This is a genomic window from Rhodopseudomonas sp. RCAM05734 (genome assembly GCF_052658035.1).
On record NZ_CP199742.1, the window covers coordinates 2,930,936 to 2,957,398 of the forward strand.

The 26,463-nt window shown below is 64.2% G+C and carries 23 protein-coding genes; 20 read left to right on the forward strand and 3 right to left on the reverse strand.

The window, feature by feature from the left end; genetic code table 11:
• Window positions 1–21 precede the first annotated feature (21 nt).
• The 9 genes from ACUXVA_RS13955 to ACUXVA_RS13995 all read left to right on the forward strand — a co-directional run bounded on the left by ACUXVA_RS13955 (window position 22) and on the right by ACUXVA_RS13995 (window position 9,250).
• Window positions 22–288: a hypothetical protein gene (locus ACUXVA_RS13955; RefSeq protein WP_445492716.1), complete on the forward strand. Its 267-nt coding sequence runs from the start codon at window positions 22–24 to the stop codon at window positions 286–288.
• Window positions 289–364: 76 nt separating this feature from the next.
• Window positions 365–1,567 (forward strand): pyridoxal phosphate-dependent aminotransferase, encoded by a 1,203-nt coding sequence (locus tag ACUXVA_RS13960; RefSeq protein ID WP_265079759.1) that lies wholly within the window; start codon window positions 365–367, stop codon window positions 1,565–1,567.
• A 126-nt stretch (window positions 1,568–1,693) separates the two neighbouring features.
• Entirely contained in the window at window positions 1,694–2,212 is a 519-nt protein-coding gene (locus ACUXVA_RS13965; protein WP_265079758.1) for a DUF992 domain-containing protein, read from the forward strand.
• A 191-nt stretch (window positions 2,213–2,403) separates the two neighbouring features.
• Complete coding sequence (locus ACUXVA_RS13970) at window positions 2,404–2,880, forward strand: DUF992 domain-containing protein (protein ID WP_265079757.1); 477 nt, start codon at window positions 2,404–2,406, stop codon at window positions 2,878–2,880.
• A 263-nt stretch (window positions 2,881–3,143) separates the two neighbouring features.
• Window positions 3,144–5,195 carry an elongation factor G gene (locus ACUXVA_RS13975; RefSeq protein ID WP_445492719.1) on the forward strand — a complete coding sequence of 684 codons (2,052 nt, stop codon included), beginning with the start codon at window positions 3,144–3,146 and terminating at the stop codon, window positions 5,193–5,195.
• 181 nt (window positions 5,196–5,376) lie between these two features.
• Window positions 5,377–5,730: an AAA family ATPase gene (locus ACUXVA_RS13980; protein WP_265079755.1), complete on the forward strand. Its 354-nt coding sequence runs from the start codon at window positions 5,377–5,379 to the stop codon at window positions 5,728–5,730.
• Between the two features lie 72 nt (window positions 5,731–5,802).
• Complete coding sequence (locus tag ACUXVA_RS13985) at window positions 5,803–7,542, forward strand: SulP family inorganic anion transporter (RefSeq protein ID WP_445492721.1); 1,740 nt, start codon at window positions 5,803–5,805, stop codon at window positions 7,540–7,542.
• A gap of 158 nt (window positions 7,543–7,700) precedes the next feature.
• Window positions 7,701–8,549, forward strand: coding sequence for a shikimate dehydrogenase (locus ACUXVA_RS13990; RefSeq protein ID WP_445492723.1), 849 nt, complete (start codon window positions 7,701–7,703; stop codon window positions 8,547–8,549).
• Window positions 8,550–8,620: 71 nt separating this feature from the next.
• Window positions 8,621–9,250 (forward strand): hypothetical protein, encoded by a 630-nt coding sequence (locus ACUXVA_RS13995; protein ID WP_445492725.1) that lies wholly within the window; start codon window positions 8,621–8,623, stop codon window positions 9,248–9,250.
• Window positions 9,251–9,324: 74 nt separating this feature from the next.
• On the opposite strand, the gene ACUXVA_RS14000 is transcribed toward ACUXVA_RS13995, so the two are convergent.
• Window positions 9,325–10,464 carry an alpha-hydroxy acid oxidase gene (locus ACUXVA_RS14000; protein WP_445493286.1) on the reverse strand — a complete coding sequence of 380 codons (1,140 nt, stop codon included), beginning with the start codon at window positions 10,462–10,464 and terminating at the stop codon, window positions 9,325–9,327.
• 110 nt (window positions 10,465–10,574) lie between these two features.
• On the opposite strand from ACUXVA_RS14000, the gene ACUXVA_RS14005 reads away from it, so the two are divergent.
• The 11 genes from ACUXVA_RS14005 to ACUXVA_RS14055 all read left to right on the forward strand — a co-directional run bounded on the left by ACUXVA_RS14005 (window position 10,575) and on the right by ACUXVA_RS14055 (window position 23,639).
• The gene (locus tag ACUXVA_RS14005; RefSeq protein ID WP_445492727.1) at window positions 10,575–10,739 is read left to right on the forward strand and encodes a hypothetical protein; all 165 of its coding nucleotides are present in this window, start codon (window positions 10,575–10,577) and stop codon (window positions 10,737–10,739) included.
• A gap of 217 nt (window positions 10,740–10,956) precedes the next feature.
• Window positions 10,957–12,300 carry a phosphoglucosamine mutase gene (glmM, locus tag ACUXVA_RS14010; RefSeq protein WP_265079752.1) on the forward strand — a complete coding sequence of 448 codons (1,344 nt, stop codon included), beginning with the start codon at window positions 10,957–10,959 and terminating at the stop codon, window positions 12,298–12,300.
• 270 nt (window positions 12,301–12,570) lie between these two features.
• A complete protein-coding gene (locus ACUXVA_RS14015) occupies window positions 12,571–13,809 on the forward strand; it encodes an MFS transporter (protein WP_265079751.1) in 1,239 nt (412 codons plus the stop codon).
• Between the two features lie 211 nt (window positions 13,810–14,020).
• Complete coding sequence (locus ACUXVA_RS14020) at window positions 14,021–14,875, forward strand: outer membrane protein (protein WP_445492730.1); 855 nt, start codon at window positions 14,021–14,023, stop codon at window positions 14,873–14,875.
• Window positions 14,876–15,015: 140 nt separating this feature from the next.
• Window positions 15,016–15,840: an outer membrane protein gene (locus ACUXVA_RS14025; protein ID WP_445492732.1), complete on the forward strand. Its 825-nt coding sequence runs from the start codon at window positions 15,016–15,018 to the stop codon at window positions 15,838–15,840.
• 82 nt (window positions 15,841–15,922) lie between these two features.
• Window positions 15,923–16,513 carry a glutathione S-transferase family protein gene (locus ACUXVA_RS14030; RefSeq protein WP_445492734.1) on the forward strand — a complete coding sequence of 197 codons (591 nt, stop codon included), beginning with the start codon at window positions 15,923–15,925 and terminating at the stop codon, window positions 16,511–16,513.
• 111 nt (window positions 16,514–16,624) lie between these two features.
• Entirely contained in the window at window positions 16,625–16,834 is a 210-nt protein-coding gene (locus ACUXVA_RS14035) for a hypothetical protein (RefSeq protein WP_265079748.1), read from the forward strand.
• 78 nt (window positions 16,835–16,912) lie between these two features.
• Window positions 16,913–18,085: a phosphoserine transaminase gene (locus tag ACUXVA_RS14040; RefSeq protein ID WP_265079747.1), complete on the forward strand. Its 1,173-nt coding sequence runs from the start codon at window positions 16,913–16,915 to the stop codon at window positions 18,083–18,085.
• A gap of 190 nt (window positions 18,086–18,275) precedes the next feature.
• Complete coding sequence (gene serA / locus ACUXVA_RS14045) at window positions 18,276–19,865, forward strand: phosphoglycerate dehydrogenase (RefSeq protein WP_445492737.1); 1,590 nt, start codon at window positions 18,276–18,278, stop codon at window positions 19,863–19,865.
• A 214-nt stretch (window positions 19,866–20,079) separates the two neighbouring features.
• Window positions 20,080–21,759, forward strand: a complete 1,680-nt coding sequence (locus ACUXVA_RS14050; protein ID WP_265079745.1) for a methyl-accepting chemotaxis protein — start codon at window positions 20,080–20,082, stop codon at window positions 21,757–21,759.
• Window positions 21,760–21,956: 197 nt separating this feature from the next.
• Complete coding sequence (locus ACUXVA_RS14055; RefSeq protein WP_445492739.1) at window positions 21,957–23,639, forward strand: methyl-accepting chemotaxis protein; 1,683 nt, start codon at window positions 21,957–21,959, stop codon at window positions 23,637–23,639.
• A gap of 110 nt (window positions 23,640–23,749) precedes the next feature.
• Here the strand turns inward: ACUXVA_RS14055 and ACUXVA_RS14060 are convergent, their stop codons facing one another.
• Both ACUXVA_RS14060 and ACUXVA_RS14065 read right to left on the reverse strand, forming a co-directional pair.
• Entirely contained in the window at window positions 23,750–25,105 is a 1,356-nt protein-coding gene (locus tag ACUXVA_RS14060; RefSeq protein WP_265079744.1) for an esterase-like activity of phytase family protein, read from the reverse strand.
• Window positions 25,106–25,314: 209 nt separating this feature from the next.
• A complete protein-coding gene (locus ACUXVA_RS14065; protein ID WP_413776389.1) occupies window positions 25,315–26,298 on the reverse strand; it encodes a Bug family tripartite tricarboxylate transporter substrate binding protein in 984 nt (327 codons plus the stop codon).
• Between the last annotated feature and the right edge of the window lie 165 nt (window positions 26,299–26,463).

The window sequence follows — 26,463 nt, forward strand, 5'->3', positions numbered from 1 at the left end:
CCAGCGTCGCGTGAAGAGGGCGTGAAAGATCATGCCATGCGCCGCGCCATGCCGCACCGCGACGATGGCGCGACGTTCATCGGCGCGGCGTCGCGATCACTCTTTCGCGAACGCGATGCAGCAGCAGCGCCGACCTATGCGGCCGTCAGGCTGTCGCTCAGCGGCATTCGCGAAAATCGACTGAATTGCCATCGATGCCGCTCGCTCCGGACAAAATCGGCAAAAAAAGCCCGTCTGACGCGGCGTGTTTTGCCCAAGCTTCTTGCGATGCTGCGTTGCGGGCTTTAGGGTGCGCCGATCCCAACAGGATCGTTCATAATTGAAGTCGCGCCCGGCTGTTGCGCGACGTTGCAAGGAGATGATGATGTCGTTTTTGTCCGCTGCGCTCGACCGTGTGAAGCCGTCCGCGACCATCGCGGTGACGGATAAAGCACGTGCGCTGAAAGCAGCCGGCCGCAACGTCATCGGCCTCGGTTCGGGCGAGCCCGACTTCGACACCCCGGCCAACATCAAGCTGGCGGCCATCCACGCCATCGAAGCCGGCAAGACCAAGTATACCGCGGTGGACGGCATTCCCGAGCTGAAGGACGCGATCATCGCGAAGTTTCAGCGCGAGAACGGCCTGACCTACAAGCCGAACCAGATCATCGTCGGCACCGGCGGCAAGCAGGTGCTGTATAACGCGCTGATGGCGACGCTGAACCCCGGTGACGAGGTCATCATCCCGGCGCCGTACTGGGTCAGCTATCCGGAAATGGTGGCGTTGGCCGGCGGCACTCCGGTGCCGGTTGTCTGCACCGCCGAGTTCGGCTTCAAGCTCCAGGCGCAGGCCTTGGAAGCGGCGATCACGCCGAAGACCAAGTGGATCATCCTGTGCTCGCCGTCGAACCCGACCGGCGCCGCCTATTCGCGCGCCGAGCTGAAGGCGCTCACCGACGTGCTGGTCAAGCATCCGCACGTCTGGGTGATGACCGACGACATGTATGAGCACCTGGTCTATGACGACTTCGTGTTCACCACCCCGGCGCAGATCGAGCCGAAGCTGTATGACCGCACGCTGACCGTGAACGGCGTGTCCAAGGCCTATTGCATGACCGGCTGGCGCATCGGCTATGCCGGCGGCCCGGTCGAGCTGATCAAGGCGATGGCGACGATCCAGTCGCAGTCGACCTCGAACCCCTCGTCGATCGCCCAGTGGGCGGCGGTGGAAGCCCTGAACGGTCCTCAGGACTTCATCCCGGCCAACAACGCGGTGTTCAAGGAGCGCCGCGATCTGGTGGTGGCGATGCTCAACCAGGCCAAGGGCATCGATTGCCCGCGTCCGGAAGGCGCCTTCTATGTCTATCCGTCCTGCGCCGGCACCATCGGCAAGACCGCGCCGTCGGGCAAGGTGATCGAGAACGACGAGGACTTCGTCACTGAACTGCTGGAGACCGAAGGTGTCGCCGTGGTGCAGGGCTCTGCCTTCGGCCTCGGCCCGGCATTCCGGATCTCCTATGCAACCAAAACCTCGGATCTCGAGGATGCCTGCAACCGGATTCAGCGCTTCTGCGGCAACCTGCGCTGAGTCAAAATATAAAACGTCAAAAATCGCGACCTTTTGACGCCGTTTATTGGGAAGCGCCTTGTTTTGGACACGGCGCTTCCTTCCTGTGCCCACGCAATTTGAATCCCAAAAAGGCGGAGTAAATCTATGCACTTCTCTAAAATGTTCGGTATCGCAACCGTTGCGCTCGTCGCGTCATTCGCTTCGGCGAACGCGCAGCAGGGCGTCCGCGTCGGCGTGCTCGAATGCACCGGCGGCCAGAATGTCAGCTTCGTGGTTGGCTCGAATGCGACCCTGAACTGCGTCTTCCAGAGCGAAGGCGGCCGTGCAGAAGGTTACGTCGCCAACATCAAGCGCTTCGGCCTCGATCTCGGCTTCACCCAGAACACCACCGTTCAGTGGACCGCCTTCGCACCCTACGCGCGCGTTCCCCGCGGCGGTCTCGCCGGCAGCTACGGCGGCGTCGGCTCCAATGCCTCGGTCGGCATCGGCTTCGGCGGCAACTTCCTGCTCGGCGGCAACGGCAATCAGTACACCCTGCAGCCGATCAGCGTTCAGGGCCAGACCGGCCTCAACGTGGCAGCCGGCATCGTCAACCTCGAGCTGACCCCCGCTGCGCCGGTGCGTGGCAAGCGTCACTCGCGCCGTCATCATCGTCACCACTAATCGACGACCGGTTACGGTTAACGAAAGGCCCGCGCAAGCGGGCCTTTTTGCTTGTTGGGATCGGCTGCGCCCGTGGTCATTGAACAGACACGGCTGCTGTGACTAGATACCGCCGCGGATCGGCAAGGGATTCTGTCGCGCCGGCCCCGCATCGTTGTGCATCACACCGCTGACCCCTTGGAGATCATATTATGAGCCGCCTCTCGCTACTTCTCGGCACCGCTGCCGCCATGCTGGTCGCCGTCGCCGCGCAGGCGCAGCAGCCGCAGGCCGTTCAGATCGGCGTTCTCAACTGCCGCGGCGGCGCGAGCGTCGGCTTTGTCGTCGGCTCGGTGACCAATCTGGGCTGCCTGCTGCAGGCCAGCGGTCGTCCGGACCAGCCCTACGTCGCCACCATCCGCAAGGTGGGACTCGACCTCGGCATCACCCAGGAAACCGCGTTGTCGTGGGCGGTGTTTGCCCCGGTCGAGCGCGCCGGCATCGGCGATCTCTCCGGCAACTATGCCGGCGCCCAGGGCTCGGCCTCGTTCGGCGTCGGACTCGGCGCCAATGTCCTGGTCGGCGGCTCCGCCAATTCCATCGCATTGCAGCCGCTCAGCCTGCAGGGCTCGACCGGCGTCAACGTCGCGGCCGGCCTGGAAAGCCTCGAGCTGCGTCCGGGACGATAAGCAGCAACACGCAGAATGTCCGTGCCCCGGATGCAGCGCAACGCGCCGCGGAGTGGCGTGGTGCGCTGCTGATCCGGGGCCGTAACGGGCGGCGGTATCTGTGACGGTCCCGGATCTGCGAAGCGGCATAAGAATGCCGCATCGCCTCCGGGACACAACACCCCTGCAGCGCAGCAACGTTTGTGACTTGCCAATAGCGCAGCGCGGGCGGACGATCCCGTGCCGACCCAATCACGGGCCGAGCTCCAGATCAGGAGGCGGCAATGGGACAAGACCTGAGAAGTCCCCGCGGGCCCCGGTGCATTGCACTGGTGGGCCCTTTCCAGAGCGGAAAAACCACCCTGCTTGAAGCGATCCTGACCCGCACCGGGGCGATCCCGCGGGCCGGCAGCGTCGATGCCGGCTCAAGCGTCGGCGATGCCAGCCCCGAGGCGCGGCACCACAAGATGGGCGTCAGCCTCACCGCCGTCAGCACCACCTTCATGGGCGACAGCTACACCTTCATCGACTGTCCAGGCTCGGTGGAATTCGCCCATGACATGCGCGCGGCCTTGCCGGCGGTCGATGCTGCGGTCGTGGTCTGCGAGGCCGACGAGCGCAAGCTGCCGCAGCCGCAACTGATCATGCGCGAACTCGAGGATCTCGGGATTCCGCGCTTCCTGTTTCTCAACAAGATCGACCGCGCCAGCAAGCGCGTGCGCGAAACCCTCGACACGCTGCAGCCGGCGTCGCGGATTCCGCTGGTGCTGCGGCAGATCCCGATCTGGAACGGCGAACTGATCGCCGGCTTCGTCGATCTCGCGCTGGAGCGCGCCTTTGTCTATCGTGAGCATAAGGCGTCCGAGGTGATCGCACTCGATGGCGGCGATCTCGCGCGCGAGAAGGAAGCGCGCTTCTCGATGCTCGAAAAACTCGCCGATCACGACGACGCGCTGATGGAGCAATTGCTCGAAGATATCGTGCCACCGGCCGATGCGGTGTTCGACGACCTCGCGCGCGAATTGCGTGAGGGCGTGATCTGCCCGGTGCTGCTCGGCTCGGCGCTGCGCGAGAACGGCGTGCTGCGGCTCCTGAAGGCGCTGCGCCATGAGGCGCCGGGGATTGCGGAGACCGCGAAACGTCTCGGCGTGCCCGCCGCGGGCAAGGAGGCGCTGGCCTGCGTGATCAAGACCACGCACCAGCCCCATGGCGGCAAGCTGTCGCTGGCGCGGGTCGTCTCGGGCCGGCTTGAGGACGGAGTGACGCTGCAGGCCTCGTCCGGTGAGAGCGGTCGGGTATCGGGCATACTCGCCGCCGATGCCGGTCACGACAGCAAGCGCGCGGCGGCAGAAGGCGGCGAGGTGGTGTCGCTGGGCAAGCTCGAGCACATCAGGACCGGCGACACGCTGTCGTCGGGCAAGACCGCGCCCAGGGCGCTGTTCAGCGTGGTGGCGACGCCGCCGGTGCTGGCCATGGCGCTGGCTGCGGCCGACCGCAAGGATGACGTCAAGCTCGGCCAGGCGCTGTTGAAGCTGAACGAGGAGGACCCCTCGCTGAGCGTCGTCAACAATGCGCGCAGCCATGACGTGGTGCTGTGGGGGCAGGGCGAAATGCATCTGCGCGTCGCGCTGGAGCGCCTACACGACCGCTTCGGCGTCACCGTCAGGTCGCAGCCACCAACCATCGGTTACCAGGAGACCATCCGCAAGCCGATCACCCTGCGCGGCCGTCACAAGAAGCAGTCCGGCGGCCACGGCCAGTTCGGCGACGTGGTATTGGAGATCCGGCCGTTGCCGCGCGGCGGCGGTTTTGCTTTCGACGAGAAGGTGGTGGGCGGCGCGGTGCCGCGCAACTACATTCCGGCGGTCGGCGAGGGCGTGGTCGACGGGCTCGCCCGTGGCCCGCTCGGTTTCCCGGTGATCGACGTGCAGGTCACGCTCACCGACGGCTCCTATCACAGCGTCGATTCGTCGGATCTCGCGTTCCGCACCGCCGCGCGCATCGGCGTCTCGGAGGGGCTGCCGCAGTGCCAGCCGGTGCTGCTGGAGCCGATCCATGTGGTGGAAGTGGCGTGCCCCACGGAGACCACGGCGAAGATCAATGCCATCCTGTCAGGACGCCGTGGCCAGATCCTCGGCTTCGACACCCGCGAGGGTTGGCCGGGCTGGGACCGTGTGCGCGCCATGTTGCCGGAAGCGGAGATCGGCGACCTGATCGTCGAACTGCGTTCGGCCACCGCGGGCGCCGGCAGCTTTGTCCGCGCCTTCGACCGCATGGCCGAAGTCACCGGCCGCGCCGCCGAGCAGATCATCGCCGCGCACAGGGTCGCGGCGTGAGGTAAACTGCGGTCCATGATTTTAGGACCGCGAGATCGTCATCATCGGCAACAGCGGCTCAGGCAAGAGCACGCTGGCGCGACTGCTTGAGAGCCGGATCGGTGGCGAGCATACCGATCTCGATCGCATCCACTGGCTGGACCAGGTTGGGGTCAAGCGCGACGAAGCCGCGGCGAAGGCGATGGTCGCCGCCTTCGCCGCGGCGGGGCAGCGCTGGATCATTGAAGGCGTCTACGGCTGGCTGGCCGAAGCGGCGCTGTTCCGCGCGACGACGCTGATCTGGCTGGACATGCCGTGGAGTCTCTGCCGGGAAAGCCTTGCGCAGCGCGGCCCGTGGCGCGGCGCGACGGCCGAACAGCACGGCGAATTTCTCTCATGGGCAGAGCACTATTGGCAGCGTCGGACCTCCACCTCCTATGATGGTCACCTCGGCCTGTTCGAGGGGTTCATGGGAGACAAACTTCGCATCCGGGATCGATCGGACATCGGTCCGTTACTCAATGCCAAACAGATCGACGGAATCGCCCCTGCTTGATCCCGCTCAATACCTGCGGCCGTCTACCGGGATATGGTAGTCTGGCATCGGGACATGGGGGCGAGGCACCGCATGGAGCAATTGAAGCAGCCGACCTTTGCAGAACTGTTCACGCCCAAACTGGTCACGGTATTGCGCGAGGGCTATGGCGTCGCCGATTTCCGCGATGACGTGCTGGCCGGGCTCACCGTCGCGATCGTGGCGCTGCCGCTGTCCATGGCCATCGCCATCGCGTCGGGCACCTCGCCTGATCGCGGGTTGGTCACTGCAGTCGTCGGCGGTTTTCTGGTGTCGGCGCTCGGCGGCAGCCGCTTCCAGATCGGCGGCCCGGCCGGCGCCTTCATCGTGCTGGTTGCCGCCACCGTCAGCCGTCACGGCATCGACGGCCTGGTGCTGGCGACCATGCTGTCCGGCGTGATCCTGATGGCCGCGGGCTATCTGAAGCTCGGCACCTACATCAAGTTCATCCCGTTTCCGGTCACCGTGGGCTTCACCGCCGGCATCGCCGTCATCATCTTCGCCAGCCAGGTCAAGGATCTGTTCGGGCTGACGCTGGATGGCAAGGAGCCCGGCGAATTGCTGCCGAAGCTCGAAGCGCTCGGCCGGGCGCTGCCCAGCTTCAATCCCGCCGCGGTGGGCCTGACCGTCGCCAGCCTCGTCATCATCCTCGGCCTGCGGCTGTGGCGGCCGGCGGTGCCCGGCATCCTGATAGCGGTGATCCTGAGCGCCGTGGCGGCATGGGCGTTCGCGCTGCCGGTGGAAACCATCGGCACCAAATTCGGCGGCATCCCGCAGAGCTTTCCGCGGCCATCCTTGCCGGCGATCTCGCTGGCCAAGCTGCAGGCGGTGCTGCCGGACGCGATTTCCTTCGCGCTGCTCGGCGCCATCGAGTCGCTACTGTCGGCGGTGGTCGCCGACGGCATGACCGGGCGACGCCACCGTTCCAATTGCGAGTTGGTGGCGCAAGGTATCGCCAATATCGGCGCGGCCCTGTTCGGCGGCATCTGCGTTACCGGGACCATCGCGCGCACCGCCACCAATGTCCGTGCCGGCGCTCATGGTCCGATGTCGGGCATGCTGCACGCGGTCTTCCTGCTGGTCTTCATTCTCGTCGCAGCACCGCTGGCTAGCTACATCCCGCTGGCGGCACTGGCGGCCGTGCTTGCGGTGGTCGCCTGGAACATGGCCGAGAAGCACGAATTCGCGACGCTGGTCCGCTCGTCCTGGGGCGATGCCGTGGTGCTGCTGGCCACCTTCCTGCTCACCGTCTTTCGTGACCTGACCGAAGGCATTCTCGTCGGCTTCGCGCTCGGGGCCGTGCTGTTCATCAACCGCATGGCGGAGACCACCGGCATCGAGGCCGGCGCGCCGCTGGCAGCGGGCGACCGCGCCGACGACGCCAATGGCGAGCGGGTGCCCTACGACACCCGGTTGGTGGTCGATCCCGACGTGCTGGTCTACCGCATCACGGGCGCATTCTTCTTCGGCGTCGCCTCGACCATCAGTTCGGTGTTGGACAGCATCTCGGATCGCCACAAGGCCTTCGTGATCGATTTTGCCGCGGTGCCGTTCCTGGATTCCACGGCCGCCAATGCCATCAAAGGCATTGCCGAAAAGGCCAGGCGGCGCGGTGTCCGCGTCATCCTCACCGGCACGTCGCAGCCGGTGCGCCGTGCGCTGCTGACCCATGGCGCGCGACCGCCGCTGGTCAAATACCGGTCGGACATCGCCGACGCCGTCGCAGAGATCAAGGCACGGACCGGCAGGCTTGACGCGATCGGACCGGCCGCGTCGCAGTCTGCGGCGGGCTGATGGCGGGGCCGCGCTGCGCCCTGTTGGGGTGGTCTGCGGCCTCGCCTGCCACCGTTGCTGCGCTGCCAGCGCATGCAAATGTGACACGGCATTGACAGCCCGGACATCAGCATGATTTGAGCATCGCAATGCCTTGATGATAGGGCAAAGGAATCCACATGCCCTACCAGAGCAAACCTCGCGCCGCATGCCTGATCGGTTGGCCGGCGGCGCATTCGCGTTCGCCGCTGATTCATCACCACTGGCTGCGCACGCTCGATATCCCCGGCGGCTACAGCATCGAATCGGTCCCGCCGGAAGGCTTCGCCGAATTCGTGCTGAACCTGTCGAAGCACGGCTATATCGGCGCCAACATCACCATTCCCCACAAGGAGCGGGTGCTTACCTTGACCGCGCCGGACCAGCGTGCCCGCGCCGTCGGTGCCGCCAATACGCTGTGGTACGACCATGGCACGCTGCGCTCGACCAATACCGACATCGAAGGCTTCATCGACAATCTCGATCATGCGGCGCCGGAATGGGATGCCGCCGACGATGCGCTGGTGCTCGGCGCCGGTGGCTCGGCGCGCGCTGTGGTGTTCGGCTTGCTCGAACGTGGCGTGAAGCGCGTGTATCTTGCCAACCGCACCACGGACCGGGCGCAGGCACTGGCCGACCAGTTCGGCGCGGGGGTCGTGCCGGTGGCATGGCAGCAGATCGAAATGGTCCTGCCGCAGGCAGGGCTGCTGGTGAACACCACCTCGCTTGGCATGAATGGTCAGCCGGCGCTGCAGGTCGATGTCGGCTTGCTGCCGGACCATGCCGTCGTCGCCGATCTCGTCTACGTGCCGTTGGTGACGCCGCTGCTGGCGGCGGCGCGTGCTCGCGGCCTGCGCACGGCCGATGGTCTTGGCATGCTGCTCTATCAGGCGGTGCGCGGATTCGAGTTGTGGTTCGGGCTTCGGCCCGAAGTGACCCCTGAGCTGCGCGCGCTGGTCGAGGCCGATCTCGCCGTCACAGTGGCGTGATGCGGGAATAGCAATCCGGCCATGGTGTTTCCATCTGCAGGGTACTGGGTGCTCTCTGCAAAGGATTGATCATGTCAGGTTCTGTTTCACTGTTCTCGCGCGCCGGCGCGGGAATGCTGTTGGCCGCGACGCTGCTCGCATCGGGCGCGTGGGCGCAGCAGCCGCAGCCGGTGCGTATTCGCGGCAGCATCGAAAGCGTCGATGGCGCGCTGCTGACCGTCAAGACCCGCGACGGCGACGAGCGGAAGGTGCATCTGTCTGACAATGTCGCCGTCACCGGCATCGTCAAGACCACGCTCGCCGACATCAAGCCGGACTCCTATATCGGCGTCACCGGCCAGCCGCAGCCTGACGGCACCCAGAAGGCGATTGCGATCCACATCTTCCCGGAAGCCATGCGCGGCACCGGTGAGGGGTTCCGTCCCTGGGATCTGCGCCCCAACAGCACGATGACCAATGCCACGGTGGATCAGAAGGTCGAGGCCACTGACGGTCAGACCCTGACGGTGAAATACAAGGACGGCGAAAAGAAAGTCACGGTGACGCCGGAAACGCCGATCGTCACCTTCGTCCCGGGCAACAAGGCCGAGCTGAAGGCGGGCGCCAAGATCATCATCATGGGGGCCACCAAGAAGGAGGATGGCACCTACGACACCGCGCGCGTCAATGTCGGCCTGGATGGATTGACGCCGCCGATGTGAGCTCACTTGCTTCCCCTCTTCCACGAACGCAGCGAAGCTGCGTTTGCGGGAGAGGGAAGGACGCGGCCGTGTCGCTACTGCACCAATACGTGCTTGTCGATTTCGGCAATTGAATTGACGCCGCACAGGCCCATGGTGACGCTGAGTTCGTTGCGCAGGATATCCAGCGCCTTGGTCACGCCGGGGCCGCCGTAAGCACCGAGGCCGTAAATATAGGCCCGCCCGATCATGCAGGACTTCGCGCCCAAAGCGAGCGCGCGCATCACGTCCTGGCCGGAGCGGATGCCGCTGTCGAACATCACTTCAATATCCGACCCCACCGCATCGACGATCCCCGGCAGCACCGAGATCGACGACGGCGCGCCGTCGAGCTGACGGCCGCCATGGTTGGAGACCACCATGGCCTGGGCACCGACCTTCACCGCCTCGCGCGCATCGACGACATCGTGGATGCCCTTGATCACGATCTTTCCCGGCCAGATGCTGCGGATCCAGTCGAGATCCTTCCAGTTCAGCGAGGCGTCGAACTGTGTCGCCGTCCATTGCGAAACGGATTCCAGGTCGTCGGCGTTCTTGACGAAACCTGCGATGTTGCCGAAGTTGCGCCGCTTGGCCTGCAATGTGCGCATCAACCATGCGGGCTTGCTGATGAAATCGATCATGTTCTTGAGATTGTAGATCTTCGGCGGCACCGACAGGCCGTTCTTGATGTCGGCGTGGCGCTGACCGATCACCTGCAGGTCGACGGTGAGGACGAGCGCGCTGCACTTCGCAGCAATGGCGCGCTCGATCAGTTCCTTGATGAAGCCCCGGTCCTTCATCACGTAGAGCTGGAACCAGAACGGCTTTTCCACGTTCTCGGCGACGTCCTCGATCGAATTGATCGACATGGTGGACAGCGTGTAGGGAATGCCGGCCGCCTGCGCGGCGCGGCAGGCGTGGATCTCGCCGTCGCCGTACTGCATGCCGGTGGAGCCCACCGGCGCGCAGATCAGCGGCATGGTGGCCTTCTCGCCCAGGATCGTCGTCGACGTGTCGCGGTTGGCGATATCGACCAGGATGCGCTGGCGGAATTTCAGCTTCTGCAGGTCGGTGCAGTTGGCGCGAAAAGTGTCCTCGCTATAGGAGCCATGATCGACGTAATCGAAGAATGCCTTCGGCACCTTGCGCTTGTGCTCCAGGCGAAGGTCTTCGATGCAGGTGATCTTGTTCAGGGACATTGCGCTGCCTTCTTGTATTTGCCGCTCGGGCAGTCATCTAGCATGGTTGGGCCGGCTGCCAAATCCTACGTTGCGCACCTCGCCACGATTCACAGGAGTCCACCATGCCGGAATCCAAGAACCAGCAGATCGCCGCCGAGATCGAGAAGAAGCAGCTCGACGACGCCCTGGAGGAGGGCCTCGAGGAGACCTTTCCTGGCTCGGATCCGGTCAACGTGACCCAGCCGGCGCCCTCGAAAGCCGACAATCACGTCAAGCGGAAGGGCTAGATCGGCGCGGCCCGGGCGGCCGTATCCATGGCATAATTAAGCGAAATCAATGACTTGGTTGATTTTTGCGACCCGCCCGGTGGTAATTATTCATCATATTTTTTGAAGCGATTTTAGGCCGAGGGGCTTTATAAGATCGTCACACGCCAGTGGGGCGTCGCGCTTGGGGCGTTGGGCCGGGGGTTGCCGGCAGCCGCAGGCGACCGTGGGGGTTAGCATGAGCCGCAGATATTTCGGGACCGACGGCATTCGGGGCCGCGCCAATGGCGTCATCACGCCGGAGCTGGCGTTGAAGGTAGGGCAGGCCGCCGGCCTGGTGTTCCAGCGTGGCGAACATCGCCACCGCGTCGTGATCGGCAAGGACACAAGGCTGTCCGGCTACATGATCGAGAACGCCATGGTGGCGGGCTTCACCTCGGTGGGCATGGACGTGCTGCTGGTCGGCCCGATGCCGACCCCGGCGGTGGCGATGCTGACCAAGTCGATGCGCGCCGACCTCGGCGTGATGATTTCCGCATCGCACAACCTGTTCGAGGACAACGGCATCAAGCTGTTCGGTCCGCTCGGCTTCAAGCTGTCGGACGACGTCGAGAAACAGATCGAGGAATTGCTCGATGAGGATCTCGGCCGGAAGCTCGCGCAAAGCGCCAGCCTCGGTCGCGCCCGTCGCATCGACGGCGTGCATGACCGCTACATCGAATTCGCCAAGCGCACGCTGCCGCGCGACCTCTCGCTCGACGGCCTGCGCGTCGTGGTCGATTGCGCCCACGGCGCCGCCTACAAGGTGGTCCCGGAAGCGCTGTGGGAATTGGGCGCCGACGTGATCTCCATCGGTGTCGAGCCCGACGGCTTCAACATCAACAAGGAATGCGGCTCCACCGCACCGGAAGCGCTGTCGCGCAAGGTGCGTGAGATGCGCGCCGACATCGGCATCGCGCTGGACGGCGACGCCGACCGCGTCATCATCGTCGACGAGCGTGGCCATGTGGTCGACGGCGACCAGTTGCTGGCGGTGATCGCGCAGAGCTGGAAGGAAGACGGCCGCCTCGCCAAGCCGGGCATCGTCTCCACGGTGATGTCCAATCTCGGCCTCGAGCGCTTCCTCAACGCGCAGGGCATCGAACTGATCCGCACCGCGGTCGGCGATCGCTACGTGCTCGAGCAGATGATGAAGAACGGCTACAATGTCGGCGGCGAGCCGTCCGGCCATATCATCATGTCGGACTACGCGACCACCGGCGACGGCTTCGTCGCGGCCCTGCAGGTGCTGGCGGTGGTGCAGAAGTCGGGCCGCCCGGTCTCCGAGGTCTGCCACCTGTTCGAGCCGCTGCCGCAGATCCTGAAGAACGTGCGTTATCGCGGCGGCAAGCCGCTCGACGACGCCGAGGTGCAGTCGACTATCGCCGCCGGTCAGGTCCGGCTGAACGGCCACGGCCGACTGTTGATCCGCGCCTCAGGCACCGAGACGGTCATCCGCGTGATGGGCGAGGGCGACGACCGCATTCTGGTGGAGGAGGTCGTCGATACCATCGTCTCCGCGCTGGGGCAGGCCGCGGCTTGATGGAGCGCCTACGGGTGCGCGGACCACAACGTTTTAGAACTACACTCAATTGTTATCACCCGCGCAAGCGGGTGATCCAGTAAGTGGCGTTGCCTCGGCTTTGTCACTGTCGCCGGTGACTACTGGATCGCCCGCCTGCGCGGGCGATGACAGTGAGATCCAGGCGTGCGCGTCAGACCTCGATCGCCGCGCATCGCTGCTATCGACTAATATCCATAGTCCGCCCGGGCGGTTCATTGTACGAGGAGCGTCCCATTGCAGGATGCCGTCGTGAACAAGCCCGTTGTCGTTACCGAGGAATCGCAGGTCGCGCCTGTGAGCACGCCCGCACTGGCTGCGCCAACCGGTCCGGCCTATCTGGTGCTCGGCGGCATCAGCCTATCGCACTTCCTCAACGACACCATGCAGTCCTTGATTCCGTCGGTCTATCCGATCCTGAAGGAAAACTATGCGCTGGATTTCGCGCAGATCGGCCTGATCACGCTGGCGTTCCAGATCACCGCCTCGCTGCTGCAGCCGGTGGTGGGCCATTTCACCGACAAGAAGCCGCTGCCGTTCTCGCTGGCGATCGGCATGGGCTTTACCTTCTTCGGCCTGTTGCTGCTCAGCATCGCCCATGTCTATGCGGTCATCCTGGTCGCTGCGGCGCTGGTCGGGCTGGGCTCGGCGGTGTTCCATCCGGAATCGGCGCGGATCGCGCGGCTCGCGTCCGGCGGGCGCTATGGTCTGGCGCAATCCGTGTTCCAGGTCGGCGGCAATGCCGGATCGGCGCTGGGGCCGGTGCTCGCGGCGTTGATCGTGGTGCCGTTCGGTCAGCCCAGCATCGCCTGGTTTTCGTCGATCGCATTTGTCGCCATCGTGCTGCTGTGGCAGATCGGACGCTGGTACAAGCCGCGCATCGTGCCGCGTGCCGCTAGGGCCGTGGCGCGGCATCCCGATGCCCCGACATCGCGACGCGTGGCATTTGCCATCGGCATTCTGATCGTGCTGGTGTTCTCGAAGTTCATCTACATGTCGAGCCTGACCAGCTACTACACATTTTACCTGATCGAGAAGTTCGGCGTCTCGACGCAGGGCGCGCAACTTTATCTGTTCGCGTTTCTCGGGGCGAATGCGGTGGGCACCTTCTTCGGCGGTCCGATCGGCGATAGGATCGGCCGCCGCTATGTGATCTGGTTCTCGATCCTCGGCGTGCTGCCGTTCACGCTGGCGCTTCCGTTCGCAGGCCTGATGGGCACCGCGGTGCTGAGCGTGATCATCGGTTTCGTCCTGTCGTCGGCGATGCCGGCGATCCTGGTCTACGCGCAGGAACTGGTGCCGCATCGCTTCGGCATGATCTCCGGCCTGTTCTTCGGCTTTGCCTTCGGGGCAGGGGGCATCGGCGCGGCGCTGCTCGGCGAGGTCGCCGACCGCATGGGCATCGCCTTCGTCTATCAGCTCTGCGCGGTGCTGCCGGCCATCGGCCTGCTCGCGGTGCTGCTGCCGAAGATGCCGCGCTCTGCGCACTAGCCGATCCGCCGCGCGCTCCAGTTTGATATCAACACATTGTTAGTAATTGTGGCGCGACCGCGTCGTGCGCGGGTTCCACAGCGGTCCTCACATATTGTCAACCTTAATTGTTAGGGTTAAGCGCCGCTTAAGAATTTGGTGTCATCGTCCGTCCGTGAGTTTCTGAGTGTGGGGCCCCCGGTATTGCCTCTCTTGAAAAAGGACGACGCCAATGCGTAGCGTGAAATTGATATTGGTCGCCGGAGCGGCTTCCCTGATGTCGACCGCGGTTTTTGCCGCCGACATGCCCATGCCGCCGCCGCAGTACTACGCGCCGCCGGCCCCGCCGGCCGAAGAGTTCGGTGGCTGGTATCTGCGGGGCGACATCGGCTTCAGCAATCAGCGCGTGAAGAACATCGAAATGGGCGATAACCGGAACGCCGCTCTGCTGTCGCTTCAGGAGACCACGGCTTTCGACACCGCAGGCATCTATCAGGTCGGCGTCGGCTATCAGTTCAATAGCTGGTTCCGCGGCGACATCACTGGCCAGTACCGCGGCAATTCGAACTTTAAGGGCACCGACCGCATCACCTTTCCTTCGAGCGGATTCGTTGGGAGTGGCGTCAATAACTATAATGCGAGCAAGTCTGAGTGGGTCGCAATGGCCAACGGCTATGTCGATCTGGGCACCTGGTGGTGTGTGACACCGTTTGTCGGTGCTGGTGTCGGTATGGCTCGCGTCAATATTGCGAATTACACTGATAACGGTGGGACGCTCGTCAACTTCGTCAGCTCGTCGAGCTACGCGGGCGCGCCGGCCGCGTCGAAGTGGAATTTCGCCTGGGCGCTGCACACCGGTCTGGCCTACAAGGTCAACCCGGCGATGACCGTCGAACTTGGCTACAGCTACATGAATCTCGGTAGCGGCACCACCGGGCCCGTTTCGGACTACACTGGCTTCACGAAGGGGGTTGCCATGCAGTTCAAGGACATCACCTCGCATGATCTGAAGCTCGGCGTGCGCTGGAATCTCGACGCTGCGCCGGCCTATGCGCCGCCGCCGCCGCCGTTGATCCGCAAGGGCTGATCGGCCCAACTATCTTAAGACATCTTAACGGCGCGGGACCTTCCCGCGCCGTTTTGTTTTGCGTGAACCGCGCTCGCGCAACCATTGGTTAAGGTTAACGCGGGATGATCATGACAGTCGATGAGTTGAGGGATGTCGTGATGCGTAAGTTTCTGATGGCGACGGCAATGCTTGGGATGGCGCATGGCGCACAGGCCGCAGACATGCCGGACCTTCCGGTGCTGCGCGGCGCCTTTTCGGACGGCGTGAGCTCCTCGCAGGTGAACTGGCAGGGCTACTATATCGGTGCCCAGGCTGGCTATGGCCGCTCCGACATGAATTTCGCGGGAGCCACGCGCGCGGTTACGGCGCGAATGCTTGACGGCCTCGCGATCGAGCAGGACGGCCAGGTGTCGCAATGGCCCGTCATGGGCAAGGCATCACAGAACGGCAACGGCTTCGGCGGCTTCGTCGGCTATAACAGCCAGTGGGACGACGTGGTGATCGGCGTCGAGCTCAGCTATCTGCATGGCAAATTCGGCGGCACGCAGAGCGGCAGCGTGGGACGTTCGTTTGTCGACTCGCTCGGCTACACCGATGGCGTGACCAACTACGGTTTATCCAGCATGTCGATCACCGACATCGGCACGTTCCGGGCCCGCGCGGGCTACGCGTTCGGATCATTTTTGCCCTACATGTTCGGCGGTGTCGCGCTGGGACAGGCGGACATCATCAGGACGGCGCGCGTCTTCGGCCAGTCCGTCAACGTCAACGCGGCGCCAGGTTTTCAGTACATTTCGTTCGACCACAACAAGACCGATGCCCAATACAGCCACTTGCTCTACGGCTATTCCGCCGGACTTGGCGTGGACGTCAATTTGATTGGCGGCCTGTTCCTGCGTGCCGAGTGGGAATACATCCGCTTCTCGTCGGCCGTCGATACCAGCATCAACACCGTGCGCGCCGGGCTCGGCTACAAGTTCTGATCGCGCGCCGCCGCCCGCCAAACCTGTTGACAGGATTTGGCCGGGCTGCTGCTCTGGGCTTCCGACATGGAGCAGGGCGATCATGAAGATCTACGGCGACAGCAATTCCGGCAACTGCCTGAAGGTGAAGTGGGTCTGTGATCGGCTGGCGCTGCCGTATGACTGGATCGACGTCGATACGATGAAGGGCGAAAGCCGGACGCCGGAATTCCTCAAGCTCAACGGGGCCGGGCAGGTGCCAACCATCGTGCTCGACGACGGCCGCATGCTGGCGCAATCAAACGCCATCATCCGCTATCTCGCGCGCGACAGCGATCTTGTTCCCCGCGATGCGTTCCAGGCAGCGAAAATGGATGAGTGGCTGTTCTGGGAGCAGTACAGCCATGAGCCCTATATCGCGGTCTGCCGCCACCAGATGGTCTATCAGGGCAAGCCGGCGTCCGACCTCGATCCGGAGAAGATCAAGCGTGGCTACTTTGCGCTGGCACGTATGGAGCACCAGCTCGGGGCGACCAGGTTCCTGATCGGCGATCCGTTCTCACTCGCCGACGTGGCGCTGCTTGCCTATACGCGCGTCGCCCATGAAGGCGGCTTCCATCTCGACGGCTACGCATCGATCCGGCGCTGGATCGCCGCGGCGGAACGTGAACTGGACCTGCCGCCGGCCCGTTGATTGCCGCAGCGAGGCTGCGATTCGGCCGGTTCCGGTTAAACTGTTGGCAACCAAATGGGCGCGCGATGGTAATGTCGTGCAACGGACAGACGTCTCGCGCGTATATCGAGCGTGAATGTCGAAATCAAGAAATGCTATGCGATCGTCAAAATCGGCAACGACTACGTTGTCCAGGTGAACGATCGCGGCGTGATGAAATTCACCAGCAAACGGAAGGCGATACGTTCAGTGACCGTGGCGGCGGGATTGCTCGCGCGGGAGCAGGAAGCGGAGCAGGATGAACCGTCATCACCTTTTCGCGCGTGCTGGGAAGTTCCTTGACGCCGGAAGGCGATTCCCATATCCACGCCAGCGGGCCACCTCCCCCAACGGGAGGCTTGCTATCTGGAAGGATAGATTATGACTGCAGCTAAGCCATCTTCGCGGCCGAACGTGCCGCATTTTTCCTCCGGTCCCTGCGCCAAGCGCCCCGGTTGGACCCCCGAAAATCTCAAGGATGCAGCCCTCGGCCGTTCGCATCGCGCGAAGGTCGGCAAGGCCAAGCTCAAGCTCGCCATCGAACTGACCCGCGAAGTGCTGGAAGTTCCGGCCGGCTACAAGATCGGCATCGTGCCGGCGTCGGATACCGGCGCGGTCGAAATGGCGCTGTGGTCGCTGCTCGGTGCGCGGCCCGTCACCACCATCGCATGGGAATCCTTCGGCGAAGGCTGGGTTAGCGACATCGTCAAGGAACTGAAGCTCAAGGACGTCACCAAGCTGCATGCCGGCTATGGCGAAATTCCTGACCTCTCCAAGGCCGATCCGGCGTCGGACATCGTCTTCACCTGGAACGGCACCACCTCCGGCGTGCGCGTGCCCAATGCCGACTGGATCAAGGCCGATCGTGAAGGCCTGACCATCTGCGACGCCACCTCCGCGGCGTTCGCGCAGAAGCTCGACTGGGCCAAGCTCGATGTCGTCACCTTCTCTTGGCAGAAGGCGCTGGGCGGCGAAGCTGCGCACGGCATGCTGGTGCTCAGCCCGCGCGCTGTCGCGCGTCTCGAGAGCTACACGCCGGCCTGGCCGCTGCCAAAGATCTTCCGCATGACCAAGGGCGGCAAGCTAAACGAAGGCATTTTCGAAGGCGAGACCATCAACACGCCGTCGATGCTGTGCGTCGAGGACTATCTGGATGCGCTCGGCTGGGCCAAGTCGGTCGGCGGTCTCAGCGCGCTGATCGCGCGCGCCGACGCCAACACCAAGGTGCTGGCCGACTGGAAGGCCCGCACGCCGTGGGTGGACTTCCTCGCTGCCGATCCGGCGATCCGCTCCAACACCTCGGTGTGCATGAAGGTGGTCGATCCCGCCATCACGTCGCTGTCAGCCGATGCCCAGGCTGACTTCGCCAAGAAGCTGGTGGCGCTGGTCGAGAAGGAAGGCGCCGGTTTCGACTTCGCGCACTACCGCGACGCTCCCGCCGGCCTGCGCATCTGGTGCGGCGCCACCGTGGAAGCCAAGGACGTCGAGATCCTGACGCAGTGGATCGACTGGGCGTTCGCCGAGATGAAGTCCTCGCTCGCCAAGGCGGCTTAAGCACTTCTTACCCTCCCCTGGAGGGGGAGGGTCGACGGACCCTGAGCGACGCGCGGCGTCGTCACGATTCGGCGGGGTGGGGTGAAGAACTCCCCCCGCTCGTTCACTCAATTGTCAGCTCGTAGCTTCACCCCATCCCGGCGCTTCGCGCCGACCCTCCCCCTCAAGGGGAGGGTGAAGGAGCCTCATCATGACCGCCCCCAAAGTCCTCATTTCCGATGCTCTCTCTCCCGCCGCCGTGCAGATCTTCAAGGATCGCGGCATCGACGTCGACTTCCAGCCGAACCTCGGCAAGGATAAGGACAAGCTCGCCGAAATTATCGGCAACTATGACGGCCTGGCCATCCGCTCGGCCACCAAGGCCACGGCCAAGATCCTTGAGAAGGCGACGCGACTGAAAGTGATCGGCCGCGCCGGCATCGGCGTCGACAATGTCGAGATCCCCGCGGCGACCGCCAAGGGCATCATCGTGATGAACACGCCGTTCGGCAATTCCATCACCACAGCCGAACACGCCATCACGCTGATGATGGCGCTGGCGCGCGAGATCCCGCAGGCCGATGCCTCGACCCAGGCCGGCAAGTGGGAGAAGAACCGCTTCATGGGCGTGGAGATCACCGGCAAGACGCTGGGCGTGGTCGGCTGCGGCAATATCGGCTCGATCGTCGCCGACCGCGCGCTCGGCCTGCGCATGAAGGTGATCGCCTTCGATCCGTTCCTGTCGCCGGAGCGCGCCAAGGATCTCGGCGTCGAGAAGGTCGAGCTTGAGGACCTGTTCAAGCGCGCCGATTTCATCACGCTGCACACGCCGCTGACCGACAAGACCAAGAACATCATCGACGCCACAGCAATCGCCAAGATGAAGCAGGGCGTGCGCATCATCAACTGCGCCCGCGGCGGTCTGGTCGACGAGCAGGCGCTGGTCGATGCGTTGAACACGAAGCATGTCGCTGGCGCCGCCTTCGACGTGTTCGTCGAGGAGCCCGCGACCGCTAACGTGCTGTTCGGCCATCCCAACGTGATCTGCACGCCGCATCTCGGCGCAGCCACCACCGAGGCGCAGGAAAACGTCGCGCTGCAGGTCGCCGAGCAGATGTCCGACTATCTGCTCACCGGCGCGATCTCGAACGCGGTCAACTTCCCGTCGATCACCGCCGAGGAAGCGCCGAAGCTGAAGCCGTTCATCGAACTCGCCGAAAAGCTGGGCTCGTTCGCCGGGCAGCCGACCGAGACCGGCATCGCCAAGGTCACCATCACCTATGAAGGCGCTGTCGGCGAAATGAAGATCAAGGCACTGACCTCGGCGGCGCTCACCGGGCTGCTGCGCCCGATGCTCGGCGACATCAACGTCGTCTCCGCCCCCGTCGTCGCCAAGGAGCGCGGCATGGTGGTGGACGAAGTGGTGCGTGCCGCGCAGAGCGACTACGAGAGCCTGATCACGGTGACGGTGACCACCGACAAGCAGGAGCGCTCGGTGTCCGGTACGGTCTATGCCGACGGCCAGCCGCGTCTGGTCGATATCAAGGGCATCCGGGTCGATGCCGAATTCGGCAAGTCGATGATCTACGTTACCAACGAGGACAAGCCCGGTTTCATCGGCCAGTTCGCCTCGCTGCTCGGCGACGCCAGGATCAACATCGCTACCTTCCATCTCGGCCGCAACAGCAAGGGCGGTGACGCCATTGCCCTGGTCGAGGTTGACGGTGCCGTGCCGGCGGATGTGCTGGCGAAGGTGCAGACCCTGCCGCAGGTGAAGCAGGCCAAGGCGCTGACGTTCTAGGATCGCAAGCGCTTCGGTCGCCGCAGGCGACTCTTTGCAACGACGAAAATGAAAATCCCCGCCCCAAAAAGGCGGGGATTTTTTTGCGTGAATTCCACGTCGCGGTATTTTTGATCGGCGGCGGGCGTAAGCATTTGAAAACACTACGTTGATATATTCTTTCCAGGGGTCATGCCGAGCGCTGCTGAAAGTGTGGGCCAAGGGAGCTATAGCCGTGAAATTCAACAACATTCGCATCACGACCAAGCTGGTTATTCTGGTGGCGGTCACGATGATCGGCCTGTGTGCTGCAGGCGTTCTGGCGGCCCACATGGTCAAGAGCGAGATGCTCGCGGCGCGGACCGAACAGTTGAAGTCGATCGTCGAAATCGGCAGCAACGTGGCTGCCGGCCTGCAGAAGGACGTCGCCGCCGGAAAGCTGACGCGGGAAGCCGCCACCGCCGAGCTGGTGCGCCGGATCGAGCCGATGACCTATGACAACGGCAACTATCTGTTCATCTACACCATGGATGGCACCGTGGTTCATCTGCCGGGCTTCAAATCCGGGGCCGATCGCCTCAACACGCTGGTCAACGGCGTGGCCGTGACGCGCGAGTTTCGCGACGGCGTGGCAGCCAAGGGCTGGCACATTCTGACCTACGAATTTGCCAAACCCAACGCGCAGGTTCTGTCACGCAAGATGGGCTATGCGGCGGCGCTGCCCGGCTGGAACATGTTCATTGCTACCGGCGCCTATCTGGATGACCTCGACGAGCACCTGAAGCCAATCATCTGGGCGCTCGGTCTGGCAATGTTCGCGATTGCCGCCGTTGCCGGCCTTATCGCCTGGTTTATCGGACGCAGCATCACCCGCCCGCTCGGCCGCCTCGGGGCGCGCATGAAGTCGCTCGCCGATGGCGCGCTCGATGAGAGCATTCCCGGTGTGGAGCGCGGCGACGAGATCGGCGCGATGGCGGCGACGGTGCAGGTTTTCAAGGACAACGCGCTGCGCATCCGCGCCCTCGATCAGGTCGAAGCCGACGCGCAGGGCCGCGTCGCCGCCGAACGCCGCGCGGCGATGGAAAGCATCGCCGACGATTTCGAGCGTAGCGTCAACGGCATCGTCCGCTCGGTTTCGACCGCGGCGGCCGGCATGCAGACCACCGCGCAATCGATGACCGCGACGGCAAGCGATGCCAGTTCGCGCGCGGCCACGGTCGGCTCCGCCTCGCAGCGCTCGTCCGACGACGTCGGCACGGTCGCCTCCGCAGCCGAGGAACTGTCGGCATCGGTCAACGAGGTGCTGCGCCAGGTGGCGCAGTCGACCGAGGTCGCCCGCCGCGCTGTCGGCGACGCCGAGCGGACCAACGCCACCGTGCAACTGCTGTCGCGCGGCGCCGAGAAGATCGGCGAAGTGGTGCAGCTGATTCACAACATCGCCTCGCAGACCAACCTGCTGGCCCTCAACGCCACCATCGAGGCGGCCCGCGCCGGCGAGTCCGGTCGCGGCTTTGCAGTAGTGGCATCCGAGGTGAAGGCGCTGGCCAGCCAGACCGCCAAGGCGACCGAGGAAATCTCCGCCCAGGTCTCGGCCATGCAGGCATCGACCAGCGAGGCGGTGGCGTCGATCACCGGGATCACCGGCACCATCGGCGAGATGAGCGAGATCACCAGCCGCATCTCCGGCGCCGTCGAGGAGCAGGGCAAGGCGACGCGCGAGATAGCGCAAAGCATCCAGTCGGTTGCTGCCGGTGCCAGCGAGATCAGCAATCACATCGGTGGCGTCAGTTCGGCCGCCGAAGCCACCGGCGCCGCGGCCTCGCAGGTGCTGTCCAATGCCCGCGATCTGGACGGTCAGTCCGGCATGCTGCGCGCGGCGGTCAATGATTTCCTCGGCAAGGTCCGGGCGGCGTGAGCCATGCCGGTGCTGCTTGCTGATCCTCTGACCTGCCGGCTCCCCGGAAATGCCGTGCGTTACGGGAAGGTATTTATGGTGGCAATCACGCGTTGCGATTCCCCGTATTTTTACGGAGTCGCAGGCTAATCAATAGCGAGGATATGAACGCTACTGTCGGATTAGGTCCGTCGCCGCGACCGTTCGGGAGATAGCCAGTGCAATTCAACAACCTTCGCGTCACCTCCAAGCTGATCATCCTTGTGGGGGTGACTTTGATGGGGCTGTGCGCAGCCGGCCTTCTCGCCGCCAATCTGATGCGGAACGAAATGCTGACGGCGCGTATCGACCAGACCAAGATCTTTGTCGAGGCCGCACGCAACATGGCGATCGGGTTGCAGAAGCAGGTAGCCGCCGGGAAACTTACCCAGGAAGCGGCGATCGCGGAATTCGTCAGTCGCGCAAATACGCTGACCTATGACAACGGCGCGGGCTACCTGTTCGCCTATACAATGGAAGGTGTGGCTCTGGCGCTGCCGGATCCCAAGCTGGTCGGCCAGAACCGGATTGACTCGCTGCTTAATGGGCGGGGGGTGATCCGCGAATTGCGCGACGGAGCCGCCAAGGGTGAAATTGCGCTCCGCTATGAAAACCTCAAACCCAACTCGCAGGAGATGTCGCGCAAGGTGGCCTACGCGGTTCCGATTCCCGGTTGGAACATGTTCGTCGGCAGCGGCGCCTATCTCGACGACCTCGATACCAAGCTCAAGCCCATCATGTGGACGCTTGGCTTGGCGATGGTCGCCATCGGCGCCATTGCCGGGCTGATCGCCTGGCTGATCGGCCGCAGCATCACGGCGCCGCTCGGCCAGCTTGGCGCGCGCATGGAGGGGCTCGCCAATGGCGCGCTCGACGAGAGCATTCCCGGCGTGGAGCGCGGCGACGAGGTCGGCGCCATGGCCAAGACCGTTCAGGTGTTCAAGGACAATGCGCTGCGGATCCGCGGCCTCGAGCAGGTCGAGGCCGACGCCCAGAACCGCGCGGCCGCCGAGCGCCGCGCAGCGATGCAGAGCATCGCCGACGAGTTCGAGCGCAGCGTCAACGGCATCGTCCGGTCGGTTGCGACCGCGGCGACGGATATGCAGACCACCGCCCAGTCGATGACCGCGACGGCGTCTGACGCCAGCTCGCGCGCCGCCACCGTCGGCGCCGCCTCGCAGCGCTCGTCCGACGATGTCGGTACGGTGGCCTCGGCCGCCGAGGAACTGTCGGCGTCGGTCAACGAGGTGCTGCGCCAGGTGGCGCAGTCGACGCAGGTCGCCAGCCGTGCCGTCAGCGATGCCGAACGCACCAATGCCACCGTGCAATTGTTGTCGCGCGGCGCCGAAAAGATCGGCGAGGTCGTCCAGTTGATCCACAATATCGCCTCGCAGACTAACCTGCTGGCGCTCAATGCCACCATCGAGGCAGCGCGTGCCGGAGAGTCCGGCCGCGGCTTCGCGGTGGTCGCCTCCGAAGTGAAGGCGCTGGCGAGTCAGACGGCGAAGGCCACCGAGGAAATCTCGGCCCAGGTCTCGGCCATGCAGGCCTCCACCGGCGAGGCGGTGGCGTCGATCACCGGCATCACCGGCACCATCAGCGAGATGAGCGAGATTGCCAGCCGCATCTCCGGCGCGGTGGAGGAGCAGGGCAAGGCGACGCGCGAGATCGCGCAGAGCATCCAGTCGGTCGCCGCCGGCGCCCACGAGATCAGCAACAACATCGGCGGCGTCAGCGCGTCCGCCGAAGCCACCGGTGCAGCGGCCTCGCAGGTGCTGTCCAATGCCCGCGATCTCGACGGCCAGTCCGGCATGCTGCGCACGGCGGTCAATGACTTCCTCAGCAAGGTGCGGGCGGCGTAACGCTGACTTGCTCGCTCTCCCGGAATGGGGCAGGCGAACCTGCCCGCGCAGCAAAAAGCCCTCCCGCAAGGGAGGGCTTTTCTCGTGGAGACAAGGCCGAGCAGCGAAGCTTACTTCGCCTTCAGGAAATCGCCGACTTCGAGCAGTACGAACTCGTTGTCGTCGGCCTTGTTGGGCTCGCGGCTCGATGAGAACGGCAGGTTGTTGTCGTTGCCGACGATGATATGCGTGGCATCGACCTGATCGACGTTCTCGATGGTGAAGAACGGGAAGGTCAGAACGCCGTCGTTCAAGGGCTTGAGCGACTTCTTGTCGGGATCCTGGATCTTCATCAGGTCGATATAGCCGATCTTGCGCACCGGCTTGCCAACATTGGCGTCGCTGAGTTCGATCTTGAACACGCGCTTGAACTTGGCCAGATCCGGGAAGCAGTCGGTGCCGCGCTTGCCGTCGGCGCAGGCCTTGTCCTTGGTGCCTTCGCCGTTGTCGCGCTCGATGATCAGGCCGTTGTCGGCGGTGATCATGTTGAAGTCGCCGATCGCATTGCCGTTGTTCTCGAACACATACTGCCAGGAGCGGCCGGTGAACTTCTCGGCCTTGACGTCGAATTCGAGGATGCGCGCGGCTTCCTTGCCGTCGACCTTTTCCCAGTCCTTCTTCTCGGCATCCCACACCGGGCCTTCGAGCAGGCCGTAGATGAACTTGCCGTCCTTCGACGACGCGAAGCCCTCATAGCCCTTGGAGCGGCGCAGGTTGACGTTGGTGAAGGTGGCGCCCGGTGCGCCCGGCGACTGCACCTGCCAATGGTCCGGCGAACGCACCGGCTTGCCGTCGATCACGGTCTCGAACACCGCAAGTACCTTGCCGGTCATGTCGGTCTTGAGGATGTAGGGCCCGAATTCATCGCCGATCCAGAAATTGTCGCCGATGATCTGGAAGCCTTCGGTATCGAAATCAGCGCCGGTCAGATAGCGCTTGGCGGTATCCTCGTGGACGATGCGGAACGGCACCTTCTTGTCGGGGTCGTGCAGGAAAACGGTGGCTTGACGCTCGACCTTGCCGGCCTTCCAGTCGATCTTGTGGTGGTTCAGATACAGCATGTAGTCAGCTGAATTGTAGCGCGAGCCGGCGCCGTTGTCGGTCAGTACCCAGAACGAGCCGTCGGGCATCACCTTGATGCCGGAATGCCCCTGCAGCGGCTGGCCCTTCATCGGCAGCGAAATCCCGGTATCGCGCTCAAAGGACTTGCCCATCACGGTGCCCAGCGCGTCCACGCGCTTGCCGGTGGTGTATTTTCCGGAGGTCTTGAGGTCGTTCGGCGCGTCGGCCGGCGCATCGATGGTCGACATTGCCGGCAGCACGGCATGGCCGGCCAGCTTGGCGGGAAATTCGCCTTCGCTTTGCGCCAGAGCCGCGGACGACAGCAGCAGCATCGACGCTACGGAACAGAGCAGGGATTTGCGCATGGTGGTTCTCCTTGTGGTGACCATGCTGCGTGTTCTGGGGCGCGCGCGTTACGGCGCGCTGACGGATGCATGACGGCGGAATGACAGCGGGGGACAAGGCTGCGGCAAGGGGGCGCAGCCGTCGTCCCCGCCGAAACGCAATTGCGTTTCGGCGGGAGGTGCGCAAGAGCGCGCACCTCAGGATGACGCTCCGTCTGTGGCAGTAGTCCCTACTGCTTCTCGATGCCGGCTTCCCTGATCAGCTTCTCCCACACGACGAGCTGTTCCTTCAGGAAGGCATCGAACTCCTCCGGTGGTCCGGAGAACGCCTCCATGCCGCGGTCGGCGAGATCCTTCTTCATTTCCGGACGGTCGATGATCTTGCGGATCTCGGTATTGAGCTTCAGCACGATATCCCGGGGCATGTTGGCCGGACCGAGATAGCCCTGCCACGAGGTGATATCGAAGCCCTTGACGCCCGCTTCGTCCATGGTCGGCAGATCGGGTAACAGTTTCGAACGAGTCTTGGTGGTCACCGCCAGCGCCTTCAGCGCCTTGCCGTTGACGTGCGGCAGTCCGGTCGGCACGTCCGTAAACATCATGCTGACGCGGCCGGCGATGACGTCGGTCAGCGCGGGCGGCGAGCTCTTGTAGGGAACGTGCAGCATGTCGATGCCGGCGAGCCGCGCGAATGTTGCGCCCGACACGATCGCCGACGATGAGCCGCTCGCATAGGAGTACTTGCCCGGGTCCTTCTTGGCCAAGGCGATCAGCTCGGCCACCGAGTTGGCGGGGATCTCCGGATTGATCACCAGCATGAAGGGCAGGTCGCCGGTGCGGGCGATCGGGGTGAAGTCCTTGATCGGATCGTAGTTCATGGTCTTGAGCAGATAGGGATTGGCCGAATGCGAGGTGTTGGTGGTGACGAACAGCGTGTAGCCGTCCGCCGGCGCGCGGGCGACATAGCTGGCGGCGATCGACCCGTTCGCGCCGGGCTTGTTGTCGATCACGATGGTGACGCCGAGCGCCTGGGCGAGTTGCTGCGAGATGACGCGCGTGGTGGTGTCGGTGCCGCTACCGGCGGCAAACGGCAGTACCAGCGTGATGGCGCGATTGGGGTAGGTGCCTTGCGCCAGCGCGCTGCCCGCCGTGCCGATGGCGATGACGGCCGCCGCCGCCCGCAGTGCCCCGCGGACTCCATGAATGTCGATCATCCCGTTTGCTCTCCCTGTCTCCGGCCTGAGTGGCCGGCATTGTTGCGGGCAAACTAACTGACGGTCGCGCGGCGTCAAAGCCGAAACGCGGCACGCTGATACCGCGTGGCGGAAGGCGCCGCAGACGGCGATGACGATCAGCCGTCGCTGCTCCCGATCGTCCCC